At 57.9% G+C, this 23,327-nt stretch carries 15 protein-coding genes; 9 read left to right on the top strand and 6 right to left on the bottom strand.

The features are described 5' to 3' along the window. Window positions 1-32: 32 nt before the first annotated feature. The 3 genes from Q1Y74_RS00460 to dxs are packed head-to-tail and all read right to left on the bottom strand — an operon-like array spanning window position 33 to window position 4,737. Window positions 33-1,484, bottom strand: coding sequence for a TrkH family potassium uptake protein (locus Q1Y74_RS00460; protein ID WP_300811722.1), 1,452 nt, complete (start codon window positions 1,482-1,484; stop codon window positions 33-35). Window positions 1,485-1,486: 2 nt separating this feature from the next. Beyond that, on the bottom strand, window positions 1,487-2,827 hold the full coding sequence (gene trkA / locus Q1Y74_RS00455; RefSeq protein WP_300811721.1) for a Trk system potassium transporter TrkA: 1,341 nt from the start codon (window positions 2,825-2,827) through the stop codon (window positions 1,487-1,489). After that, a complete protein-coding gene (gene dxs, locus Q1Y74_RS00450; RefSeq protein ID WP_300811720.1) occupies window positions 2,824-4,737 on the bottom strand; it encodes a 1-deoxy-D-xylulose-5-phosphate synthase in 1,914 nt (637 codons plus the stop codon). Before dxs ends, trkA begins: the two co-directional genes overlap by 4 nt. 637 nt (window positions 4,738-5,374) lie before the next feature. Here dxs and Q1Y74_RS00445 point away from each other — a divergent pair. The 6 genes from Q1Y74_RS00445 (at window position 5,375) to Q1Y74_RS00420 (ending at window position 14,190) form a co-directional block, all read left to right on the top strand. Further along, window positions 5,375-6,148 (top strand): 5'-nucleotidase, encoded by a 774-nt coding sequence (locus tag Q1Y74_RS00445; protein ID WP_300811719.1) that lies wholly within the window; start codon window positions 5,375-5,377, stop codon window positions 6,146-6,148. A 44-nt stretch (window positions 6,149-6,192) separates the two neighbouring features. Next, window positions 6,193-7,050, top strand: a complete 858-nt coding sequence (locus tag Q1Y74_RS00440; protein WP_300811718.1) for a bifunctional UDP-sugar hydrolase/5'-nucleotidase — start codon at window positions 6,193-6,195, stop codon at window positions 7,048-7,050. A 63-nt stretch (window positions 7,051-7,113) separates the two neighbouring features. Further along, a complete protein-coding gene (locus Q1Y74_RS00435; RefSeq protein ID WP_300811717.1) occupies window positions 7,114-9,672 on the top strand; it encodes a serine hydrolase in 2,559 nt (852 codons plus the stop codon). A 30-nt stretch (window positions 9,673-9,702) separates the two neighbouring features. After that, window positions 9,703-12,744 carry a glycoside hydrolase family 3 N-terminal domain-containing protein gene (locus Q1Y74_RS00430; RefSeq protein ID WP_300811741.1) on the top strand — a complete coding sequence of 1,014 codons (3,042 nt, stop codon included), beginning with the start codon at window positions 9,703-9,705 and terminating at the stop codon, window positions 12,742-12,744. Window positions 12,745-12,878: 134 nt separating this feature from the next. Next, window positions 12,879-13,502 carry a DUF4136 domain-containing protein gene (locus Q1Y74_RS00425; RefSeq protein ID WP_300811716.1) on the top strand — a complete coding sequence of 208 codons (624 nt, stop codon included), beginning with the start codon at window positions 12,879-12,881 and terminating at the stop codon, window positions 13,500-13,502. A gap of 58 nt (window positions 13,503-13,560) precedes the next feature. After that, a complete protein-coding gene (locus tag Q1Y74_RS00420) occupies window positions 13,561-14,190 on the top strand; it encodes a porin family protein (RefSeq protein WP_300811715.1) in 630 nt (209 codons plus the stop codon). A gap of 388 nt (window positions 14,191-14,578) precedes the next feature. Here the strand turns inward: Q1Y74_RS00420 and Q1Y74_RS00415 are convergent, their stop codons facing one another. Then, the gene (locus Q1Y74_RS00415; RefSeq protein ID WP_300811714.1) at window positions 14,579-15,583 is read right to left on the bottom strand and encodes an aldo/keto reductase; all 1,005 of its coding nucleotides are present in this window, start codon (window positions 15,581-15,583) and stop codon (window positions 14,579-14,581) included. Window positions 15,584-15,713: 130 nt separating this feature from the next. After that, window positions 15,714-17,969, bottom strand: coding sequence for a S9 family peptidase (locus Q1Y74_RS00410; protein ID WP_300811740.1), 2,256 nt, complete (start codon window positions 17,967-17,969; stop codon window positions 15,714-15,716). A 401-nt stretch (window positions 17,970-18,370) separates the two neighbouring features. Here Q1Y74_RS00410 and Q1Y74_RS00405 point away from each other — a divergent pair, with 401 nt between their 5' ends. The 3 genes from Q1Y74_RS00405 to Q1Y74_RS00395 all read left to right on the top strand — a co-directional run bounded on the left by Q1Y74_RS00405 (window position 18,371) and on the right by Q1Y74_RS00395 (window position 22,584). Continuing rightward, complete coding sequence (locus tag Q1Y74_RS00405; RefSeq protein WP_300811739.1) at window positions 18,371-20,809, top strand: glycoside hydrolase family 127 protein; 2,439 nt, start codon at window positions 18,371-18,373, stop codon at window positions 20,807-20,809. A gap of 14 nt (window positions 20,810-20,823) precedes the next feature. Beyond that, the gene (locus Q1Y74_RS00400; RefSeq protein WP_300811713.1) at window positions 20,824-21,744 is read left to right on the top strand and encodes a DMT family transporter; all 921 of its coding nucleotides are present in this window, start codon (window positions 20,824-20,826) and stop codon (window positions 21,742-21,744) included. 66 nt (window positions 21,745-21,810) lie between these two features. Then, entirely contained in the window at window positions 21,811-22,584 is a 774-nt protein-coding gene (locus tag Q1Y74_RS00395) for an SDR family oxidoreductase (RefSeq protein ID WP_300811712.1), read from the top strand. Window positions 22,585-22,604: 20 nt separating this feature from the next. On the opposite strand, the gene Q1Y74_RS00390 is transcribed toward Q1Y74_RS00395, so the two are convergent. Beyond that, window positions 22,605-23,153 (bottom strand): nucleoside deaminase, encoded by a 549-nt coding sequence (locus Q1Y74_RS00390; RefSeq protein ID WP_366914062.1) that lies wholly within the window; start codon window positions 23,151-23,153, stop codon window positions 22,605-22,607. Window positions 23,154-23,327: the final 174 nt, after the last annotated feature.

The raw sequence follows: 23,327 nt of genomic DNA, 5'->3' as shown, positions 1-23,327 counted from the left end.
ATGCGCAATATTTAGCACTTTTTTTACCTTCGTCAATTCCTTTTCCAGAAATCGGGCGTAAAAAGCAGGAGGATGGTGAACAATTCCAAACGGCCCAGCAACATGAGAAGCGACAGCAACCACTTGGACGCAGCGGGCAACGCGTTCCACGAATAGGCCGGTCCGGTTTCTCCCAATCCCGGCCCCATGTTGCCGATGCTGGACACGACACACCCTATCGACTCTTCGGCGCCGACTCCCATCAGCATCATCAGCAACACGCTGACAATCACAATAGCCAGATAGATAAAGCTGAATGCCAACACCGTAGAAATGATAGAAGGAGGGAGCACCTGCTTGTTGATGCGCACCGGCAATACCGCATTGGGATGGAGGATGTGCTTGAATTCATTTTTTGCCACCTTGCCCAGAATGACCATGCGGATGCACTTCATGCCTCCTGTCGTGCTGCCGGCACAGGCTCCTATCAGCATCACGATGGTCAGCATGCCCCACGTGACAGGCGCCCAAAGCATGTAGTCGTCGGTAGCAAAGCCGGTCGAGGTGTGAAGGGACACGACCTGGAACAAGGACTTCCGGAAAGCCTCTTCAAGCCCCATCGGGCTGGTGTAGCGAAGCACAACGGTAATGAGGCCTGTAAACAGCAATACCGAGCAGAAATACCATTTCAGTTCCGCATCGCAAATGAATTTCTTGAATTTCCGATTGACAAACAGCAGAATCAGCGTAAAGTTGATGCCCGAAATGAACATGAAGATGGAAATGACATATTCGATGTAAGGCGAATGATAGTAGGCGATGCTGGCCTGCTTCGTCGAAAAGCCGCCCGTGCCGGTAGTGGCAAAAGCGTGGCAAATACTGTCGAACCAGTTCATGCCGCCCAGCATCAGCAGGACAACAAGCAGGCACGTGATGCCGGTATAGATGCTCCAAATCCACTTGGCAGTGATGCCTATGCGGGGATGCACCTTGTCGTGGGTAGGGCCGCTGGATTCGGCCGCAAAGACCTGCAGGCCGCTGACGCCGAATATGGGCAGCACGGCAATCGTAAACATAATGATTCCCAAACCGCCTATCCATTGCGTCATGCTCCGCCAGAAGAGCAGGCCCTGGGGCAACGCCTCGATATTGTCCAGTATGGTTGCGCCCGTGCTGGTAAAGCCGGACATGGTCTCAAAAAAAGCATTGGTGACATTGGGGATATAACCACTTATGTAGAAAGGGAGCATGCCGAAAAACGAAAATGCAATCCAGGCCAGGCTGACCAGCACATAGCCGTCACGGCGGGTGAGCTGTCGGTCTCCACCCTTGCCCAGCGCGAACAGGAGTATGCCGACTCCGGCCGTAATGCCGGCCGACACCCAGAAATCCATCAAGGCCTTGTCCTGATAATAAAAGGATATGCCCGAGCACACCAGCAGCATGACCGTTTCGAGCAGAAGCAGGATGCCGATAATCCGTATGATGGTCTTGAAGTTTATCATGCTCAGCTGAAGAATTTCTCTATTTTCTTTATCATCATGCTCAGACAGAACACCACGACATGGTCGCCGGGCTGTATCAGCGTGTTACCCGTCACCACGACGCCCTCGCCCTGCCTGATGAGTCCTCCGATGGTGGTGCCTTTGGGCAGGCCCAGGTCCTTGACGGGATGTTTGGTTATCTTGGAGTCGGGCTTCACGGTGAATTCCGCCACATCGGCATTGGCAAAGGTCAGGCACTTCACGTTGCTCACGTCGGCATCCAGCATCATCTGGTAGATGTGGCTGGCGGCAATCATTTTCTTGTTGATGACGGTGCCGATGTCCAGGCTCTCGGCCATGCCGATGTAGTCAATGTTCTCCACCTCGGCCACCGTCTTGCTGACGCCCATGCGCTTGGCGGCCAGACAGGCCAGGATGTTCGTTTCCGAATTGCCGGTCAGGGCCACGAAAGCCTCCGTGTTCTTCAGCCCTTCTTCCACCAGCAAGTCCATGTCGCGGCCGTCGCCGTTGATAATCATGGTCTTGTCGTCCAGCAGTTCGGTCAGCCGGTTGCAGCGGGCCAGGTCATTGTCCACAATCTTCACCTGCATGTAGTCGGGGACGTACTGTGCCGTGCGGACGGCAATGCGGCTTCCGCCCATAATCATCACGTTGCGCACGTCGGCATAGTTTTCCTTGCCGGTAATCTTGCGGATGTAGGGCACATATTTGCGGGTCGTCGTAAAATAGACGATGTCGTGCAGCTGGATGGCGTCCTCGCCGCGGGGAATCAGGGTCTCCCCTCCCCGCTTGATGGCCACCACGTGATAGGGCAGTTCGGGACTGCCCAGCTTGTAGAGGGGCACATCCAGTATCTCGGCTTTCTCGCGCATCTTGGCGCCTATCAGTATCAGCGCCCCGCCGCAGAACTCCCACCACTGGCGCACCCAGCTCATGCGGACGGAGGAGACAATCTCCTTGGCCGCCAGCATTTCGGGATAGATGAGCGAATCAACGCCCAGTTTCTTGAAGAACTCCTTGTTCTTGGGCAGGAGGTACTCGTAATTGTCTATGCGGGCCACGGTCTTTTCCGCTCCCAGGTTGTTGGCCAGCATACAGGCCGTCATGTTGCGGCTCTCGTCGGGCGTGACGGCTATGAACAGGTCCGCTTCGCCCGCCCCCACTTCCTTCAGTCCGGTGATGGAGGTGGGAGAAGCCGTAACGGTCATCAGGTCGAAATTGGAGCTGAGCGTGCTCAGACGCTCCTCGTTGTCGTCCATCAAGATGATGTCCTGCTTTTCGCGGGACAACAGCTTGGCCAAATGTGTGCCTACTGCGCCGGCACCGGCAATGATTATCTTCACTTCTTCTGGTTGATAGAGGTCAATACTTTATAGATTCCTTCTTCGTCCATTTCGCACAGACGGTACAGCTGCTGTATCGTGCCGTGTTCCACAAACCGGTCGGGCACACCGATGCGCCTTACCTGAGGCGTATAGCCGTTGTCGGCCATGAACTCCAGCAGGGCACTGCCCATGCCCCCCTTCAGCACGCCGTCCTCCACCGTGACGACATGGGCGAAGCGGCTTCCCACTTCGTGCAGCAGTTCCTCGTCCAGCGGCTTCAGGAAACGCAGGTCGTAATAGGCAATGGAGAGTCCCGTCTCCTTTTCGGCCCGGCCAATGGCCTGCGCGGCCAGGTTTCCGATAGGGCCCAGGCTGACCACAGCCACGTCCTTACCCTCCTTCAGCCTGCGTCCCCTGCCCACGGGCACTTCCTCCAGCGGGCAGCGCCAGTCCAGCCGCGTGCCCCGTCCGCGCGGATAGCGGATGACGAAGGGGCCCCGGTCGGGCAGCTGCGCGGTGTACATCAGGCGGCGCAGCTCGCATTCGTCCATCGGCGAAGCGATGGTCAGATTGGGGATGGGACGGAAGTAGGCCAGGTCGAACACGCCGTGATGCGTAGGGCCGTCCTCGCCCACCAGGCCGGCACGGTCCAGGCAGAGCACGACAGGCAGGCGCAGCAGGGCAATGTCGTGTATCACATTGTCATAGGCCCGCTGCATGAAGCTCGAATAGATGTTGCAGAACGGTTGCAGGCCTTCCTTGGCCATGCCTCCCGAGAAGGTGGCGGCATGTCCTTCGGCAATGCCTACGTCGAAAGCACGGCCGGGCATGGTTTCCATCAGCTTGTTCATGGAGCAGCCCGTGGGCATGGCGGGCGTGACGCCCACAATGCGCGGATTGGCCTTGGCCAGTTCCACCAACGTCTCGCCGAACACGTCCTGATAGAGGGGCGGCAGGTGGCTGGTATCGGCCAGGATTCGCTCGCCCGTGTCCGGATTGAACTTTCCGGGCGCGTGCCAGACGCCCGGGTCCTTCTCGGCAGGCTCGAAGCCCTTGCCCTTGATGGTGTGCAGGTGCAGAATCTTAGGACCCTGCAGGTCCTTGATGTCGTGCAGTATCCGCGTCAGGTTCTTGATGTTGTGCCCGTCTATGGGGCCGAAGTATCGGATGTTCATCCCCTCGAAGATGTTCTGCTGCTGGGCAGCCATCGACTTCAGGCTGTTGGCAAAGCGGATGAGCGCCTTGCGGCGCTCCTCGTTCAGCACGCCCATCTTGAACAGCAACTTGGAGACCTTGAACCGCAGCTGGTTGTAGCGGTTCGAGGTCGTCAGATTGAAGAGATACTGCTTCATGCCCCCCACGCTGCGGTCTATGGACATGTCGTTGTCGTTGAGGATGATGAGCAGGTTGTTGGGAGTGGACGAAGCGTTGTTCAGCCCCTCGAAGGCCAGTCCGCCGCTCATGCTTCCGTCGCCGATGACGGCCACCACATGCCTGTCTTTTTCGCCCTTGTTCATGGCCGCTACGGACATGCCCAATGCCGCCGAAATGGAGTTGGACGCATGTCCGCAGACAAAGGTGTCGTATTCGCTCTCTTCGGGCGACGGGAAAGGACGGATGCCCTTGAAGCAGCGGTTGGTCGAGAAAGCCTCGCGCCGCCCTGTCAGTATCTTGTGCCCGTAGGCCTGGTGCCCCACGTCCCACACAATGCGGTCGTAGGGGGTGTTATATACATAATGTAAGGCTACAGTCAGCTCCACAGTCCCCAGACTGGCGGCAAAGTGCCCCGGGTTGCGCGACACTTCCTCGATGATGTCCTGCCTAAGCTCCTTGCACACTTGGGGCAGCTGGTCTACGCTCAGTTTCCGCAGGTCCTCGGGGGTAGAAATAGAATTCAACAAGCTATATGTAGTCAGATTTGTATCCATCTCTTCGTTGTTATAGATTGCAAAAGTAACAAAAAGAAATCGGATGCAGGAAATATTTTCAGGAAAAACACTGCAAAGGGGCTGTGCAGGCACGCCGGAATGCCGCCAGCCGCACACAGGAGGGGCTGCGCAAGGGGCAGGCGGCAGACGGACGCCAGCCGACACCCGCAAAAAACAATTGACCTCCGGTCCGCCCTTATCCCCCCGTCCGGCATCCGTGCCACCCGGCTCCAAGGGGGAAGCTGACACGGACAATATTTCACAGCGCGCACCTCGCCAAGTCCGCCCGCAGGGCAGCGGAAAGAGGTCATCCGCAGCCGCCGCAGACCATGCAAGCATCGTCCGCAGACCATGCAAGCATCGTCCGCGGACCGTGCAAGCGTCCTGCAAACGGAAGAAGAGCACCGCCCCCGACCCGCACAGCCATTCCGCTCCCGCCGTTCACATTTCCACACAACGCACTATCCGTAAGCGGTTTGCGCCGGGATGACTTTTCCCTTTCCTCCGGCGGCCTGATTCAAGCCCGATTCCTCGAAAATAAAAACTTGCAAGGCCCGATTTATTATTTTTTAATGACCGTCTGCTAATTCTCAAAAGAAGGAGTATATTTGCACGAATAAAAAAAACAACCAAGAATATGAAGAAGTTTTGTCGGAGCCTCATCGGGGGGCTCCTGTTGAGCGGAGCATGGACCTTGGGTTCCTGCTATTCCTATGAAGTAACCCAGGTAGAGGGCACCCGCGTAGCGATGGACAGCACATGGGACGCCCGCCCCGACGCGGAAGCGGTGGCCATGCTGAAGCCCTACAAGGCAGCGGTGGACAGTGTGATGGGACGCGTGGTGGGCGAAGCTGAAATGAGCATGGACAGCAAGCGCCCGGAAGACCTGCTCTCCAATCTGGTGGCCGACGTGCTCCGTGAGGCAGGTTCACAGGTCATCGGCATTCCGGCCGACATGGGACTGGTGAACGTAGGCGGACTGCGCAGCGTACTGAGCGCGGGAACCATCACCTACGGCCATGTGTACGAAATATTGCCTTTTGAGAACTCGCTCTGCGTACTGACGCTTTCGGGCGATGTGCTGCGGCAGCTGCTGCAGAACATCGCGGCACGTGGCGGCGAGGGAGTGAGCGGCGTGAAGATGGAAATATCGGCCGACGGACAACTGCTGGACGCCACCATTGGCGGACGCCCCATTGACGACGAGCGCCTCTACTCGGTAGCCACCATCGACTATCTGGCCGAAGGCAACGACGGCATGACAGCCCTGCTGAACGCACAAAGCTGCGACTGCCCCGAAGGGGCCACCCTGCGGAACCTTTTCCTGCAATACGTAGAGAAGCAGACCGCAGAGGGAAAGAAGGTGGCCTCGGCCCTGGAGGGACGGATTACGGTCAAAGCCGGAAAATAAGAGAAAGGAAACTGGAATATTGAAAACCGAAAACAGACAAGAAGATGAAACCAATCAGATACATCCTGTTGCTGCTGTTGGCCTGCACGGCCATGAGCCTGTCCGCCCAACGCACCAAGCAGTTGTTTATCCTGCAAACCAGCGACACGCACAGCCGCATTGAACCCATCGAGGCCCATACGGCCGACCCCAACGCCAACATGGGCGGCATCGTGAGGCGCACCGCTTTTGTCAAGCAGTTCCGCGAGGAACATCCCGACATGCTGCTCTTCGACTGCGGCGACATCTCGCAGGGTACACCTTATTATAATATGTTCAAAGGCGAAGTGGAAATAAAGGCCATGAACCTGATGGGCTATGACGCCATGACCATAGGCAACCACGAATTCGACTTCGGCATGGAGAACCTGGCACGGCTGTTCAAGATGGCCGACTTTCCGGTGGTCTGTGCCAACTACGACGTGACGGGCACGGTGCTCGAAGGCCTTGTGAAACCCTACGTCGTGCTGGAAAAGAACGGCCTGAAGATAGGCGTACTGGGCGTAGGTCCCAAGCTGGAGGGACTGGTGCAGTCCGACAAGTGCAAGGGTGTGAAATACAGCGACCCGGCAACGGCCGCACAAGAGGTGGCCGCCCTGCTGAAGGAGCAGGAGGAATGCGACGTCGTCATCTGCCTGTCCCACCTGGGCGTCATGCCGGGCGCGGAGCCTTCTACGGAGTATGACGACCACCTGGTGTCCACGTCACGCTACATTGACGTGGTGCTGGGCGGACATACCCACACCTACATGAAGCAGCCGGCCATGTACCTGAACGCCGAAGGCCGTAGCATACCGGTAATGCACGTGGGCAAAAGCGGGGTGTACGTCGGCCAACTGAAGCTGACCTTAGAGGGACGCTGAACAGGCGCCGGCCGTTCCCCTTGGACAAGGGGCATATACAGAATATAACTAAACGAACCAATCATGAGAAAAAGCTTTTTATTGCGCGTGCCTGCATTCATTTTGATTCTGCTGCAAATGTCTGTCTTGCAGGGAAACGCATCGGATGTTTCGGACGGCGCAGGCCGTCAGTGGGCAGACTCCATCGCCTCCGCATGGACAGTGGACGAGAAGGCCGGGCAGTTAATGGTTGTAACCGTGCCGGCACGAGCCGACCGCCAGACCAAAAGGCTGGTGCGCGACCTGGTAAAGAAGTACAAGGTAGGCGGACTGATTTTCAAGGGTGGAACCGCCGAAGAGCAGGCCATACTGACCAATCTGGCCCGCAAGGATGCCGTGGCGCCGCTGCTGGTTACGACCAACGGACAGCGGCTGTCGGACTGCCTGTCGGGGGTTCCCGTATTTCCCGGCGACGAAGCCCTGGCCTGCATTGCAGACCAAACGCTGTTGCAGGCCTACCGCCAGGAAATGAAACGCGAATTTAACGAACTGGGCATGGTCTTCGATGACTCTGCGGAAGGGACGGACATCGCCGACTGGGCCTACGTAGTCCGCCCGGGCAAAGTGGCAGTGCTGCTGGATTCGCTCCGGCTTGGCAAGCTGTCCGAGTCCGACCTCGACGCCCGATGCCGCAAGATGCTGGCCTACAAGCACCGGGCAGGGCTGAATGCCCCCCAAAGCCAGCTGCAGGTCAGCGGTCTGAGTTTCCGCATCAACTCGGAAGAGGCGCAGAAGCTGGCCAGGCAGTTGCGCCAGGCAGCCATAACCGTGACACACAACTATTTCAACAGCCTGCCTCTGTCTCCGGTAGAGGGAGGCATAGCAGTACTGAGCATGACCGAGGAAGGAACGGACTCCGTCTTTGTGGAAGCCCTGAAAAAGCATACGCAGATTACGTCCTTCCACCTTTCCCAGTCTGTCGATGAAGCCGGGTGGCAGGAGACGGCCCGTAAACTGCGCTCCTTCCGCCGGGTCATTATCAATGTCATGAACAAGGAAAAGTTCTTTGTCGACGACCAGATGGGCGATTTCCTGAACGGTCTGGAGTTGCAGATGCCGGTAGTCTACACATTCTTCTCACCCTATTATTACCCGCTGCTGACGCTTGAACCGGCAGTATCCCGCTCGAGCGCAATGATTCTGGCCCACTCCATGGAACCCGACTTGCAGCAATACGTAGCCGATTTGCTGTTTGCCCAGGTTCCGGCAGGCGGCAGGCTGGCAGTCGATGTCGGCAGAACGTTCCCGGCCGGTGCCGGATGCGACATCCTGCCCGGCATGAAGCCCGGAAAACTGATTCCCGAAGACCTGGGCATGAAATCATACATCCTGCATCAGGTGGACAGGCTTGCCCGGCAGGGAGTGACGGAAGGAGCGTATCCGGGATGCCGCATTTTGGTACTGAAAGACGGCAAGGCTGTGTATGACAAAGGTTTCGGTACACATTCCGACAAAGACACCACTTCGGTACGCCCGACCGATTTGTTCGACCTCTCTTCGCTGACCATGTCGGCCGCTACGGTATTGGCCGTAATGAAGCTGTATGATGAAGGCAAACTGAATCTGGACGATAAAATCTCCAAATACGTACCCCAGATGCGTACCGGAAACAAGGCCAACATCACACTCCGGGATTTGCTGTTGCACGAATCGGGACTGCCGCCACACCTCCGCTTCTACATAGAAGCCATAGACCCCAACTCCGTACACGGACCGTATGCGCAAAGTTGGGAAGACCAGTGGCACAAAACCCGAATAAGCGAACACAGCTATTTCTGCTCGGACTTCAAGTTCAAGAAAGGGCTGGTCTCTTCACAAAAGACAACCAACCACACCCTGCACATGGCCGAAGACATGTGGATGAACAAAAGCTTCAAGAACACCATCCTCCAGCAAATCGCACGGAGCGACCTCGAAGGCAGGCGTTATATATACAGCCAGGTAGGATTCATCCTTTTGCAGCAGGTTGTCGAAAAGCTTTCGGGACTTCCCATGGACTTGTACGTGGCCAAAGAGTTCTACGCGCCCATGGGCCTGCTGCGCACTATGTTCCTACCGCTTTCCAAGTACCCGAAGGAAGAAATCATACCGACAGCCACCAACGATTTTCTCCGCCGGCAGGATTTGTGCGGTTACGTGTATGATGAGGCGGCAGCCTGTCTGGGCGGCGTTTCGGGCAATGCAGGCCTGTTCTCTACGGCCGAAGAGCTGGCAAAGATTTACCAGATGCTGCTCAATGGAGGCGAATGGAGGGGGAAGCGTTATCTAAGCGAACAAACCTGCCGCTTGTTTACCACCGAAACTTCCCAACGCAGCCGCAGCGGATTGGGCTTTGACCGCCCCGATGTTTCCATCCCCATGAGAAGTCCTTGTGCGGCTCAGGCTCCGGCTGCCGTTTTCGGCCAGAACGGTTTTTCCGGCACGGCGGTTTGGGCAGACCCACAGAACGACCTGATTTATGTCTTCTTGAGCAACCGCCAGTGCCCTCATGCCTGGAACACCAGACTGGCCGACATGGAGATAATCAAAGAAATACAGGAAGTCATCTATAAGAGCCTGATTGAAGAAGAGAAAGCGGATTGATAATTGAAAGGAAACAGGAGAATGGATACCATGAAAAAGCTGATATTGTTTTTGTTGCTTTGTGTCGGTAACTGTGGACAATTCGTCTCGGACGCCAAGCGATATGCCTTCCCCGACGGCAGCACCGCCCCGGAAAAGCCGGGCCTGGTGCGCTCATTGACCGAAAACGCACACTGCCGGCAATGGGTGGACTCGGTGATGGCCACACTGAGCCCGAAGGAAAAGGTCGGACAGCTTTTCATCTATACCATTGCTCCGCAAACCAATGAATCCAACCGGAACCTGCTGCGTAAAGTCGTAAAGGAATACAAGGTGGGCGGCCTGCTCTTCTCGGGCGGCCTGATGCAGAACCAGGTGACACTGACCAACGAGGCGCAGAAGATGGCCGACGTTCCCCTGCTGATTACCTTCGACGGCGAATGGGGGCTTTCCATGCGCCTGAAAGGGACGCCTGTCTTTCCGCGCAACATGGTGCTGGGCTGCATCCGGAATGACTCCCTGATTCATGCCTACGGTCTCGAAATGGCACGCCAGTGCAGGGAACTGGGCGTGCAGGTCAACTTTGCCCCGGTGGCCGACGTCAACATCAATCCGCAGAACCCTGTCATCAACACCCGTTCTTTCGGCGAAGACCCAGTGAACGTGGCCAACAAGGTAGTGGCCTACGCCACGGGGCTGGAGGAGGGAGGCGTCCTCTCCGTCTGCAAGCACTTCCCCGGACACGGCGACACCGATACGGACTCGCACAAGGCCCTGCCGCTGCTGCCCTTCAGCCGCGAAAGACTGGACAGCATCGAACTCTATCCGTTCAGGAAAGCCATTGCCGCCAGACTGGGCGGCATGATGGTGGGACATCTGGAAGTGCCGGCCATTGAAGAGCAGGCCGGAGTACCTTCCTCGCTCTCGCGGAGCGTGGTGCACAACCTGCTTCGCGAAGAGCTGCAGTTCCAAGGGCTTACCTTTACCGACGCACTGGCCATGAAGGGCGTGGGAGACGTTTCCACCCTCTGCCTCCAGGCGCTGAAAGCCGGACACGACCTGTTGCTGGTGCCCCGTCGCATCAAGGAGGAAGTAGAGGCGGTGATGGACGCACTGAAGCGCGGCGAACTGACCGAGAACGAAATCAACCAGAAGTGCCGCAAGGTGCTCACCTACAAATATGCGCTGGGACTGAAGAAGAAGCCTTCCGTCCGGCTTTCGGGTTTGGAAAACCGCATCAACACACCCAAGACCCGTGCCCTGATTAAGGAACTGAACCAGGCAGCCATCACCGTGCTGGACAACCGCGCGGACCTGCTGCCCCTGGATGCAGGCGTCAGGGAAGTGGCGGTATTGAATGTGGGGGCGAAAGAAGAACTACGCCCCTTCATCCAAGCCTTGTCGGCCTACACCCGCCCGGTCGAAATCCGGTTGCCCAAGGAGATGACCGCTGCCGAAAGCCGGCAGTTGCAGGACTCGCTGGCAGCCTACAAGCGCATTCTGGTTTGCGTGACGGAGCAACGACTGAGCGCTTACCGCTCCTTCTTTGCCAACTTCCGCCCCCAGGTGCCTACGGCCTATCTGTTTTTCATTCCCGGCAAGCAGATGCTTCAGATACAGCGTGGAGTGGAAGCGGCCGGAGCGGTTGTCCTGGCCCACTCTTCCAACGACGACGTGCAACGCCGGGTGGCGGCCATCCTCTACGGAGAGGCACGGGCGGACGGCAGGCTGTCGGCCAGTCTGGGCCAACTGTACCCAACGGGTGCGGGCATAACCCTGGGCTTGCAGGCACAACCGAAGTCCATTCCCGAGGACTATGCCGTAAGCTCGAAGCAACTGGCACGGATTGACGCCATTGCCGAGGAAGGCATCCGGGAGAAAGCCTATCCGGGCTGCCAGATTGTGGTGCTGAAAGACGGGAAGACTTTATATAACAAGGCATTCGGCACACATACCTGGAGCGGAGAAGGCGGTAAAGGCGCAAAGGCACGCCCCGTCACTCCGACGGACGTGTATGACATCGCCTCGCTTACCAAGACCACAGGTACGCTGCTGGCCGTGATGAAACTGTACGACAAGGGCCGCATCAGCCTGACAGACCGCGTGGCCGACTACCTGCCCTTCCTGCACGACACGGACAAGCGGAACATCACCGTGCGCGAACTCCTGTTTCACGAATCGGGACTGCCCTCCACCCTGCTGTTCTACCTGGAAGCCATCGACAAGGAGAGCTATCCGGACCGTCTGTTCAAGGCCGCACCGGACAAGCTGCACCCGGCACGCATCGGAAGCCGCACCTGGGCCAATCCTGATTTCAGCTTTCTGAAAGGGCTTACCTCCAAGACGGGCAAGGGTCCTTATACACTGCAGGTGTGCGACAGCCTGTGGCTGGACAGTACCTTCAGGCAGACCTATCTGCAAAAGATAGCCGACGCGCCGCTGAAAGACAAGCGCTACCGTTACAGCTGCGTGGGTTTCATCCTGCTGCAGCAGCTGGTAGAAGCCCGTTCGGGAATGTCGCTGGACGCTTTCCTGGAACAGGAGTTCTACGCCCCTATGGGCCTGCGGCGCACCGGCTTCCTGCCCCTGCGCAGGCTGAAGAAGGACGAGATTGTCCCCTCGGCAGCCGACCCGTTCCTGCGGAAGACGGTGCTTCAGGGCTACGTACACGATGAATCGGCCGCCTTCCAGGGAGGCGTTTCGGGCAATGCGGGCCTGTTCTCCAACGCCACGGAGGTGGCCAGCATCTACCAGATGCTGCTCAACGGCGGCGAACTGGACGGGAAACGCTACCTGAGTCCGGAGACCTGCCGTCTGTTCACCACCACCGTGTCCAAACGGAGCCGCCGCGGACTGGGATTTGACAAGCCCGACCCGACGAACCCCGCCAAGAGCCCCTGTGCGGAGTCGGCGCCCCGCTCGGTCTACGGGCACACCGGCTTTACGGGCACCTGCGCATGGGTAGACCCGGACAACCGCCTGGTCTACGTATTCCTCTGCAACCGCATCTATCCCGAGGTGTGGAACACCAAACTGATGAAGATGGACATCCGCACCCGCATCCAGGAAGTGCTTTACGACGCGCTGAAGTAGATTGCGCCCGACTGCGCTTCCCCGTTTTTTTTCTTCATGCTCCGAACCTTTTAAGTCCGCTCTTGTTCTTTGTGGAAAGGCCTAAGGTACCATAGGAACGGACTTTTTTTTTAAACCTAAACAATTATAAAAGTATGAAGAAATTAATTCCCTTATTATTGACAGTCCTGACTTTCGCCGCTTGCGAAAAGGATCCGGACACGGATAAACTGGACAACAACTATCTGGTTTATACCGATTACGACCAGAAGGCCGATTTCGGCTCCTTCGCAACCTACTACCTGCCGGACAGCATTCTCATCATCGGCGACTCCAAAGAGGCTGAATACTGGAAAGACGACAACGCCCAGGAGATTCTCAATGCCTATGTGGAGAACATGACCAACCGCGGCTACTTCCGCGTGGACGACCGTGAGGAAGCCGACCTCGGCTTGCAGGTAAGCTACATCAAGAGCACCTACTACTTTGCAGACTATGGCAACTGGTGGAACTATCCCGGCTACTGGGGAGCTCCTTACTGGGGCAACTGGGGCGGATGCTACTATCCGTATGCCGTGAGCTATTCGTACAGCACCGGTTCCTTCATTGCCGAGCTGCTGAACCTGGACGCTCCGCAGGGAACAAGCGCCAAACTGCCCGTGTTGTGGAACTGCTATATGACGGGACTGCTGAGCAACTCCACCTCATTCAACCTCAAGCTGGCCGTGCAGGGCGTCAACCAGGCATTTATCCAGTCACCTTACTTGAACGCGGAATGAAATCCGTCGTTCATCACCAACCATTCTATCCAACATTTACCATCAATCATTCATTCGTATGAGAACAATCAAATACATGGCTGCCAAAATATTGGCGGTAACGGCTTTGACCCTTGCCTTCGCGATGCCGGCCAAGGCGCAACTGACGGACAACTGTTATGCCAACATCGACTGGCAGTATAACTTCCCCCTGGGCAACCATTTTGCCGACAATGGCAGCGGCTGGGGCATGAACTTTGAAGGAGGCTATTTCCTGACTCCGAATTATGCGCTGGGACTTTTCCTTTCCTACCACAGCAACCACGAGTATTTCGGACGCCAGACCCTGCCCTACGGCGAAAGCGGCAGTCTGAATACCGACCAGCAGCACACGCTGTTCCAGCTTCCTTTCGGTCTGGCCAGCCGCTACACGTTCAACCGTGGCGGAGCCTTCCAGCCCTACCTGGGCGTGAAGCTGGGGGCCGAGTATGCACAGATGAAGTCCACCTTCAACGTGTTTGAGACCAGCAAGGACACCTGGGGCTTCTATGTATCGCCCGAGGTTGGCATGAACATCTATCCGTGGGCTTACGGACCGGGATTGCACGTAGCCGCCTACTACAGCTACGGAACCAACAAGGGCGACCTGATGACTTACAGCGTCGACGGACTGGACAACTTCGGCCTGCGTGTAGGTATGGCTTTCTGAGGAACGGGATTCCCTGCATGCCGACAGCCGGCCCGGCCCGCTTGGCGGAACCGGCTTGTGCAGGCAGGAAATCCGGCCCTGAAAATCAGCGCTTAGGCCATGCTTGCTTCGTCCATGCACCGTGCTTGCTTCGTCTGCGGACGAAGCAAGCATGCCCCGCGGACGAAGCAAGCTTCCTGCAAACGGGATGCGGACACCCTTCCTGCGGCACCTTTCAAGGAGTGCCGGCACCCATCCCGAAGAAGCTCGCCCGGCATGACGACGCGTCCGCCCCCACTCCGGCGGACAGCATACAACAGGCTGCGGGTTACAAGTACGCGAGACTTCCTGTCTCAAGGCTTGTAACCCGCAGCCGTCTGTCGGTATGCCCCAAGTTGTCCGGGGCGTGTTACATCCGCAGTATCTTCTCTATCTCTTCCAGCTCGTCGGCGGCGAAGGTTGTCTGCTCAAGGGCTTTCAGGTTGTCCGCCAGCTGGCCTACGGAGCTGGCGCCCACGATGACGGACGTCACCGCCTCGTCCTTCAGCAGCCAGGCCAGCGACATCTCGGCCAGCGTCTGTCCGCGGCGCAGGGCCAGGGCGTTCAGCGCCTCCACCTTGGCCAGCACGTCTGCGGTCAGCGCCTCTTTCTTCAGGAATCCGCCCCGGGCTATGCGCGAGTCTTCGGGGATGCCGTTCAGGTAGCGGTCGGTCAGCAGCCCTTGCGCCAGGGGCGAGAAGGCGATGAAGCCCGTCCCGTTCTCACGGGCCTGGCGCAGGATGCCTTGGGCTTCGGGCTCGCGGTTGAAGAGGTTGTAGCGTCCCTGATAGAGCAGGCAGTGGACGTCCCTCTCCGCCAGATAGCGGTAGGCAAAGGCGGCCTTGTCTGCCGGATATTTGGAGAGGCCCACGTAGAGCGCCTTTCCGCGCCTCACAATGTCCACCAACGCCTGCAGCGTCTCTTCCAAGGGCGTCTCGGGGTCGTAGCGGTGGGTGTAGAAGATGTCCACGTAGTCCAGGTTCATCCGCTTCAGGCTCTGGTCCAGACTGGCCATCAGCGACTTCCTCGAACCCCAGTCGCCGTAGGGGCCGGGCCACATCGGGTGTCCCGCCTTGGTGGAGATGAACAGCTCGTCCCGATAGGGCATGAACGACTTTTTCATAATCAGCCCGAAGGTCTCCTCGGCCGAGCCGGGCGAGGGGCCGTAGTTGTTGGCCAGGTCGAAGTGGGTGATGCCCCGGTCGAAGGCATAATGGGCCATGGCCTGGGCGTTGGACAGGGTGTTGACGTCGCCGAAGTTGTGCCACAGGCCCAGCGAGACTTCGGGAAGCAGGATGCCGCTGCGTCCGCAACGGCGGTATTGCATGCCGCCTGAGTAACGCTCGGGCGACGGGGAGTAGATAAGGTTGTTCATGTCGTTGACTGTATAAGCAAGGGTTAATAATCAATGGTGACAGGCTTTGCCAGCCTGTACCGGACGGGGCGTCGGACATCTGACAATCCATCTCGGGAGGCAACAGCTCCAACGCCAGGCTTTTCTTTTCTCAATTGTACTTGATGTCCTCCCACCGCGGCGGATTCTGCCCCATCAGATGGCGCACAAAGAAGTCGTAGCGCTTGTGCTCGCCGAAGTCCTCGCCCATGGTGTGGCGGGCGCCGGGAATGACCACCAGCTCGAAGTCCTTGTTGGCCTTTATCAGGGCGTTCACCACCTGCATGGTCGAGGCCGGGTCCACGTTGTCGTCCATCTCGCCCACCACCAGCATCAGCGGACGGCGCAAGAGGTGGGCGTTCTCCACGTTGGAGCACTCCTTGTACTGCCCGCCTACGGGGTAGCCCATCCACAGTTCGTTCCACCAGATTTTGTCCATCCGGTTGTCGTGGCATCCGCAGGCCGAGTAGGCGGCCTTGTAGAAGTCGGGATAGAGCAGCAGGGCGTTGGTCGATTCCTGTCCGCCGGCCGAGCAGCCGTAGATGCCCGTCCGCCCGATGTCCATGTAGGGATATTTCTGCGCGGCGGCCTTGATCCAGGCGATGTGGTCGGGCAGGCCGGCGTCCTTCAGGTTCTGGTAGCAGACGTTCTCGAACTCGCGCGAGCGGAAGGAGGTGCCCATGCCGTCCACCATCACCACGATGAAGCCCAGTTCGGCCAGCGAGGTCATGTACCAGTTATAGGAAATGAAGGTCTTGGGCACGTACTGGTCGCCGGGGCCCTGGTAGATGTATTCGATGACGGGATACTTCCGGGACGGGTCGAAGTTCGTGGGCCGCACAATCAGGCCCCACATGTCCGTCTTCCCGTCGCGGCCCTTGGCCACGAACACTTCGGGCGCTTTCCAGCCCTCGGCCAGCAGGCGGCTGATGTCTGCCGTCTCCAGCGGCATCAGCACTTTCCCGTCGCGGGCACTGCGCAGCACGGCTACGGGAGCCTTGTCCACCATCGAGTAGACGTCCACCAGGTAGTTCATGTCTGCCGAGAACCAGGCTTTGTGCATCCCCTCGTCGGGCGTGAGGCAGGTCAGTCCCTCGCCGTCGAAGCCGATGCGGTAGTAGCGGATGAGGTAGGGGTCTTCGCCGGGCTCCATGCCGTTGGCGGCAAAGTAGATGACGCGGGCCTCCTCGTCCACCCGGATGACCTCGCGCACGTACCACTCGCCGCGGGTAATCTGCCGAACGGGTTGGGCCGTGGTGCGGTCGTAGAGGTAGAGGTGGTTCCAGTTGTCGCGCTCGCTCATCCAGATGATGTGGCGTCCGTCTTTCAGGTCGTGGCGGAAATGGCGCGGATAGTTCACGTACTTGTCACTGCTCTCCTCTATCAATGTACGCACCTGTCCGCTCTCGGCCGAGAGTTCCAGCACACGGTAAATCTGGTGTCCGCGCTGGTTGTACTCGAAGGTGACGGCACGGCTGTCGGCGTCCCACACGGGGGCCGACAGGTCATACTGGCTGCTGAACAGGCCGGTCGGCGGAATGACGGCTCGTCCCGTCTCCACTTCGTAGATGCAGGGCACCTTGAAGGGCAGTTCGTCGCCGGGCTTGGCATATTCCTGCTTGTGAAGTTTCGGTTGAAGCTGGTCGGCGGGCGAGGACTCCACGTAGTAGACGTAGCGTTTCTCCGTCGGGCGGATTTTGCAGGCGGCCACCTTGCGGCTGTCAGGCGACCAGCGGATGTAGGCCGAGTAGTAGTTGCCCAGCGTGCCGTCCAGGCTCAGCTGCCTTTCCTTACCCGTGGCGTTCTCCTTCACACAGATGTTATGGTTCTTGATGTAAGCTGTGTAGCGGCCGTCGGGCGAGAGGGCGGGTGCGGCCTCCTTCTCGTCGTCACGCTCCATCCAGTGCTTCTGCCGGGGTGGTACGGGCACGGCCCCTTCGTCCGTCAGGCGGTTCTTGCGCACGGCGTAAAGCCATTGGCGGTTGGCGTAGTGGAAGCGGAGCGTGTCCAGCCCGCTGCTGACGCGCAGCCGCTCCAGCCGGATGGCCCCGGGCTTCACGTCCTGCCCGGTGGCCTGGCTCAGCGCGGCTGCCAGGCGCTTGTGGTCGAAGAGGTCTTTCCTTGCCTGCCGCGAGGCGTCCACCGACACGTAGACACGTCCTTCGGGCGTGTTGCGCACGTACCAGAAGCAGTCGCTCCCCCCTATCCACTGCGGAGTGACGTTGGAGTAATAGACTTTGTTGGCGCTGAACTTTCCTCTCAGCGCATAGGCGCGGTTATAGTCTTCCACCGTGCCTTGGGCCGCGGCCGTCCCTGCGCACACAAGCAGAGCGGCCACCAGCAATTGACGAATTTTACCGTTCATAATCAGTCTGTTCTTGGGGTTTATGTTTGTTCTGTCTGCAAAGTAAACGAAAAAAAGGAAACGGGAAGTGAAGGGAGAGTATCATTTTAGTACAATTTTTCAGGCTGGAGATTCCTGTTCGGGCCGGCAAGAAAGGACAGGAGTGCGAAAAACGAACCAGGAGAAGCGAAAAATAGACCAAAAGAATGCAACAATGTTCCAAAACATACACGAATCGTTCATTCTCCACGATTCTTTCATAGTTGTGGACAATCGTCCACCCCGTTCCGGAGAAAAATGCTTTTCTTTGCACAGCTGAAAAGAACTGATACCAATGAGATTGCGGGGTTGGCGAATGACTCAAAAAGGAGAAAGGCCATTGCCCTGCTTTTCATGCCAATTATTTACTACTATCAACTGCCATGATGAAGAAAACGAACCGAATCCTTTGGGGTTGCGTGGCCCTCGTCGTAATGAGCGCCTGCACGGAAGCCGCCTACGTACAACCCGACGCACCGATTGAGGAGGTGCCTTTCACCCAAGTCCGTCTGGACGATGCCTTCTGGACACCCCGCATCGAGACCAACCGCACCGTATCCATCCCTTCAGCATTCAAGGAATGCGAGAAGAACGGACGCTTTGACAACTTCGCCATTGCGGGCGGGCTGATGAAGGGAGAGCATCGGGGAGATTTCTCTTTCGACGACACCGACCCCTATAAAATCATAGAGGGTGCTTCCTATTCGCTGGCGGTGAAATACGACAAGGCTTTGGACGCCTACCTGGACAGCGTCATCACACTGATAGCGGCGGCTCAGGAACCGGACGGTTACCTGACCACCTGCGTCACCAACCGTTGCGAGCGTCTCTCGGGTTGGTGGGGCAAAAGCCGCTGGGAGAAAATCAACAGCCACGAACTCTATAACAGCGGACACCTGTATGAAGCGGCGGTGGCCCACTTTCTGGCCACGGGCAAACACAGCCTGCTGGACGTGGCCGTCAGGAACGCAGACCTGGTCTGCCAGGTGTTCGGGCCGGGCGAAGGACAGAAGCATGTGCCCTCCGGTCATCCCATTGTGGAAATGGCGTTGGCCAAGCTCTACAAAACAACGGGAAATGAAAAATACCTGCAAACAGCCCGCTACTTTGTGGAAGAAACCGGACGCGGCACCGACGGACACCGCCTGAGCCAATACAGCCAGTACCACAAGCCCATCCTGCAACAGGAGGAAATCGTGGGCCATGCCGTACGCGCGGGCTATCTCTACTCCGGTGTGGCCGACGTGGCCGCACTGACGGGCGACACGGCCTACTTCCATGCCCTATGCCGCATCTGGGAGAACATGGCCGGCAAGAAACTGTACATCACCGGCGGCATCGGGTCGCGGGCGCAGGGCGAAGGCTTCGGCCCCAACTACGAGCTGAACAACCATACCGCCTACTGCGAGACCTGTGCTTCCATAGCCAACGTGTACTGGAATCACCGCATGTTCCTGGCCACGGGCGAAGCCAAATATGCCGACGTGCTGGAACGGGCTCTCTACAACGGCGTCCTTTCGGGCGTATCGCTGGACGGCGACAAGTTCTTCTACGACAATCCGCTGGAGTCCATGGGCCAGCACGAACGCCAGCGCTGGTTCGGGTGCGCCTGCTGCCCGGGCAACATCACCCGCTTCATGGCCAGCGTTCCCAACTATATGTATGCCACTCAAGGCGATGACATTTACGTAAACCTCTACATACAGAGCCGGGCCCACCTGCAGACTATGACCAACGAGGTAGAACTGGAACAGACCACGGCCTATCCCTGGGAAGGCAAAGTGTCCGTACGCGTCAACCCTGCCCATGAAGGACGCTTCGCTCTCCGCCTGCGCATTCCCGGCTGGGCACAGAATGCCCCCGTGCCGTCCGACCTCTATTCGTTTACCGACAGACACGGGAAGTACACCCTCACGGTCAACGGAAAGAAAGCCGACGCCAGTCTGACGGACGGGTATGCCACCGTAGTCCGCAACTGGCAGGCGGACGACGTGGTGGAACTCACTCTTCCCATGGACATACGCCGTGTCCGCGCCAACGAAGCGGTGGAAGACGACCGCGGCAAGCTGGCCATCAGCCGCGGCCCCATTGTCTACTGTCTGGAAGGCAAGGACCAGGCAGACAGCACGGTGTTCACCAAGTTCATTCCCGACGGAACCCCGATGGAAGCCACTTTCGATGCGGATTTGCTGAACGGAGTGATGGTACTGACGGGCACAGCCCACGAAGTGGAGAAAGACGGAAGCGTGAAAGAAGTTCCTTTCAAGGCCATTCCCTACTCCACCTGGAACAATCGTGGTGCCGACCAAATGGCCGTCTGGATTCCCGAAGCGGCGGAGTTCGCCCGTCCCACGCCCGAGCCCACCATCGCCAGCCGTGCCCGCACGCTGATGCTTCAGGCGCCTATTCAGAAGGACGCCCCCGAATCGGCTGCCGTGGAGACATGGGCCTGGGGAGTCAATGACCAATGGGAGCCGAAGCGCTCGTCGGATACTTCCAAGCCTTACCACTACTGGTGGTTGAAGAACGGTTCGCTGGAAACACTGGCCTACGACTTCGACCGCTCCTATACGGTGTCCGGCGTGGATGTCTATTGGCTGGACTTCGACCACTACGACGGCAACTTCCGTGTGCCCGAAAGCTGGAAACTGTACTACAAGACCGATAAAGGCTGGAAAGAAGTGGAGGCACTGAACAAGTACACCGTCAAGAAAGATTGCTATAACCACCTCGACTTCAAGCCCGTGGAAACAACCGGACTGAAGATTGCCGCCCAGCTGCAAAAAGGCAATTCGGGCGGAGTCATCGAATGGAAAGTGAACTGATTATACTGAAATGAATGATGTCTGACAGAAACAAAATCCTCAATGGCCGCGGACAATCCGCGGCCATTGTCTACGCCTGCGTGGCCGTATTAAGCTGGTCTACCGTGGCCACAGCCTTCAAAATCGCCCTCAAACATCTCACTCACTTTGAGATGTTGCTTGTAGCCAGCGTCACCTCTCTTGTCATCTTTGCCCTGTTGCTCACCTTCCGGCGCAAGTGGCGGCTGATAGCCTCTCTGACCATCCGTCAGTGGGGCTACTTCGCTTTGTTGGGGGTGCTCAATCCTGTGGCCTATTACCTGGTGCTGTTCAAGGCCTACGACCTGCTGCCCGCGCAGGTGGCGCAGCCCATCAACTACGCCTGGCCCATCGTGTTGCTGGTCCTGCTGGCTCTGTTTGCCCGTCAGCCCATTCCGCGCAAGAAGTACATCGGCATGTTCATCTCCCTGGGCGGTGTGGTGCTCATTTCGGTGGGGACAGGACGCTCGGGCAACATGCAGTTGCCCCTCAGCGGCCTCCTGCTGGCCGCCCTGAGCGCCCTGCTGTGGGCCTCTTACTGGATGGTGAACAACCGATACAAGGACCGCACGGACGGCAGCGTGGCCCTGTTCATGAGTTTCCTCTTCGGCACGGCCTACCTGCTGGCGGGCGCCGCGGTGACAGGCGTTGACCTCCACACCCTGCCCGGCATCCTGAGCGGCATGTATGTGGGCGCTTTCGAGATGGGCATTCCCTTCATCTGCTTCAGCCTGGCCATGCGCAAGACCAATAATCCCGCACTGGTCAACCAGCTTTGCTACCTCTCGCCTTTCCTCTCTCTGTTCTTCATAGCCGTGGTTTTGGGCGAGCAGATTGTCTTCAGCACATACGTCGGGCTGGCACTCATCGTGTCGGGCATCGTTTTCAACCAGTATTTTGTGAAATCAAAAGCCTGACCCATAGTACCAACGTAATGAAAAGAAGAATTTAGTATCTTTGCGGACTACAAAAGCCAAATACAGATGAACAGAATTATAGTAGTAACAGGAGGAGCCAACGGCATCGGCCGTTGCCTGGTAGAACACTTTGCCGCCGAGAGAGACACCGTACACTTCATAGACAGCGACGCCGAAGCCACCGCCGCTACGGTTGCCCGGTTACAAAAGAAAGGTTGGAATGTCATCGGTCATACGGGCGACATAGCCGAAAAGCAGGCCCTGACCGACTTTGCCGCAGAAATACTGGCACAACACCCCGAAGGCATCCATTGCCTCATCAACAATGCCTGCCTGACGCGCGGCGGCATTCTGGGAGGCTGCAGTTACGACGACTTTCTCTACGTCCAACGAGTGGGCGTAGCAGCCCCCTACATGCTGTCCCTGCTGTTCAAGGACCACTTCAACGGCCTGGGCTCCATTGTGAACCTTTCGTCCACACGAGCTTTCCAGTCGCAACCCGACACCGAGAGCTACACGGCAGCCAAAGGCGGAATCACCGCCCTGACCCACGCGCTCGCCGTCAGTCTGTCGGGCATTGCCCGTGTCAACTCCGTGGCACCGGGCTGGATTGACACCGGCCGCTATCACGACGACAGCTACGAGCCCCATTACAGCGAAGGCGACCTGCGCCAGCATCCGTCCGTCCGCGTGGGCGAGCCAGAAGACATTGTACGTGCCGTGGACTTCCTTTGCGACGAGCGAAACACATTTGTCAACGGCACCAACCTCACCGTAGACGGAGGCATGGGCAGGCTGATGGTGTACCACAACGACTGCGGCTGGAGCTACAACGGATAATAGACGGAAGAAAGGCGAAATCAATATTCCACCTTGTCTTCCTTCTGCCGCCACAAGTCGAACGCACGGATGGCCTCATCCGGCAGCAAGACTTCGGAAGGAAGTTTCCGCTGGTCGTAGGGCAGCTCCAGTTCGTCGTAGATGAAGGAGTCGTCAAAGCCGATGTCCTTGGCGTCGGTCTTGTCGTTGCCGTAATAGACCTTGTCCAGATGCGCCCAGTAGATGGCACCCAGACACATGGGACACGGCTCGCAGGAGGTATAAATCTCGTAGCCGCTCAAGTCGAAAGTGCCCAGCTTCTCGCAGGCGGCGCGTATGGCGCTCACTTCGGCATGGGCTGTAGGGTCGTTGTTGGCCGTCACGCGGTTTACACCCGTGGCCACAATCTTCCCGTCCTTCACAATGACGGCTCCGAAAGGCCCGCCGCCGTTCTTCACATTCTCCACCGACAGTTCGATGGCCTTCCGCATCAGTTCTTCCTGAGACTGGGAAGCCTCATCGGCCTTGCTCCCGCTACCGCACGAAGCAAGAGCCCCGCCAAGTGCCACAAGCACACACAAGCTCTTCAAGGCACTCTGTTTTCCTTTCTTAAAGCATACTTTCATTGACATTTCCAATTAATCAGTTTGCCGCAAAAGTAATGATTTATTTGTGAGTACGGATGACGGTATCCGAAAAATGCAGCCCGCGCCGTACAAAAAACAATGAGGCCGTACTCCATTGACATGGAGCACGGCCCTTGT

Source organism: uncultured Bacteroides sp., assembly GCF_949298305.1.
In the GTDB taxonomy this organism is placed as follows: domain Bacteria; phylum Bacteroidota; class Bacteroidia; order Bacteroidales; family Bacteroidaceae; genus Bacteroides.
This window is presented reverse-complemented; position numbering and strand designations above follow the sequence as displayed.

Coding starts and splice junctions, on each gene's coding strand:
- Q1Y74_RS00430 (WP_300811741.1), top strand. CDS start 9,703: ATGAAAAAGCTGATATTGTTTTTGTTGCTTTGTGTCGGTAACTGTGGA.
- Q1Y74_RS00395 (WP_300811712.1), top strand. CDS start 21,811: ATGAACAGAATTATAGTAGTAACAGGAGGAGCCAACGGCATCGGCCGT.
- Q1Y74_RS00415 (WP_300811714.1), bottom strand. CDS start 15,583: ATGAACAACCTTATCTACTCCCCGTCGCCCGAGCGTTACTCAGGCGGC.
- Q1Y74_RS00400 (WP_300811713.1), top strand. CDS start 20,824: ATGATGTCTGACAGAAACAAAATCCTCAATGGCCGCGGACAATCCGCG.
- Q1Y74_RS00460 (WP_300811722.1), bottom strand. CDS start 1,484: ATGATAAACTTCAAGACCATCATACGGATTATCGGCATCCTGCTTCTG.
- dxs (WP_300811720.1), bottom strand. CDS start 4,737: ATGGATACAAATCTGACTACATATAGCTTGTTGAATTCTATTTCTACC.
- Q1Y74_RS00435 (WP_300811717.1), top strand. CDS start 7,114: ATGAGAAAAAGCTTTTTATTGCGCGTGCCTGCATTCATTTTGATTCTG.
- Q1Y74_RS00440 (WP_300811718.1), top strand. CDS start 6,193: ATGAAACCAATCAGATACATCCTGTTGCTGCTGTTGGCCTGCACGGCC.
- Q1Y74_RS00420 (WP_300811715.1), top strand. CDS start 13,561: ATGAGAACAATCAAATACATGGCTGCCAAAATATTGGCGGTAACGGCT.
- Q1Y74_RS00405 (WP_300811739.1), top strand. CDS start 18,371: ATGAAGAAAACGAACCGAATCCTTTGGGGTTGCGTGGCCCTCGTCGTA.
- Q1Y74_RS00425 (WP_300811716.1), top strand. CDS start 12,879: ATGAAGAAATTAATTCCCTTATTATTGACAGTCCTGACTTTCGCCGCT.
- Q1Y74_RS00445 (WP_300811719.1), top strand. CDS start 5,375: ATGAAGAAGTTTTGTCGGAGCCTCATCGGGGGGCTCCTGTTGAGCGGA.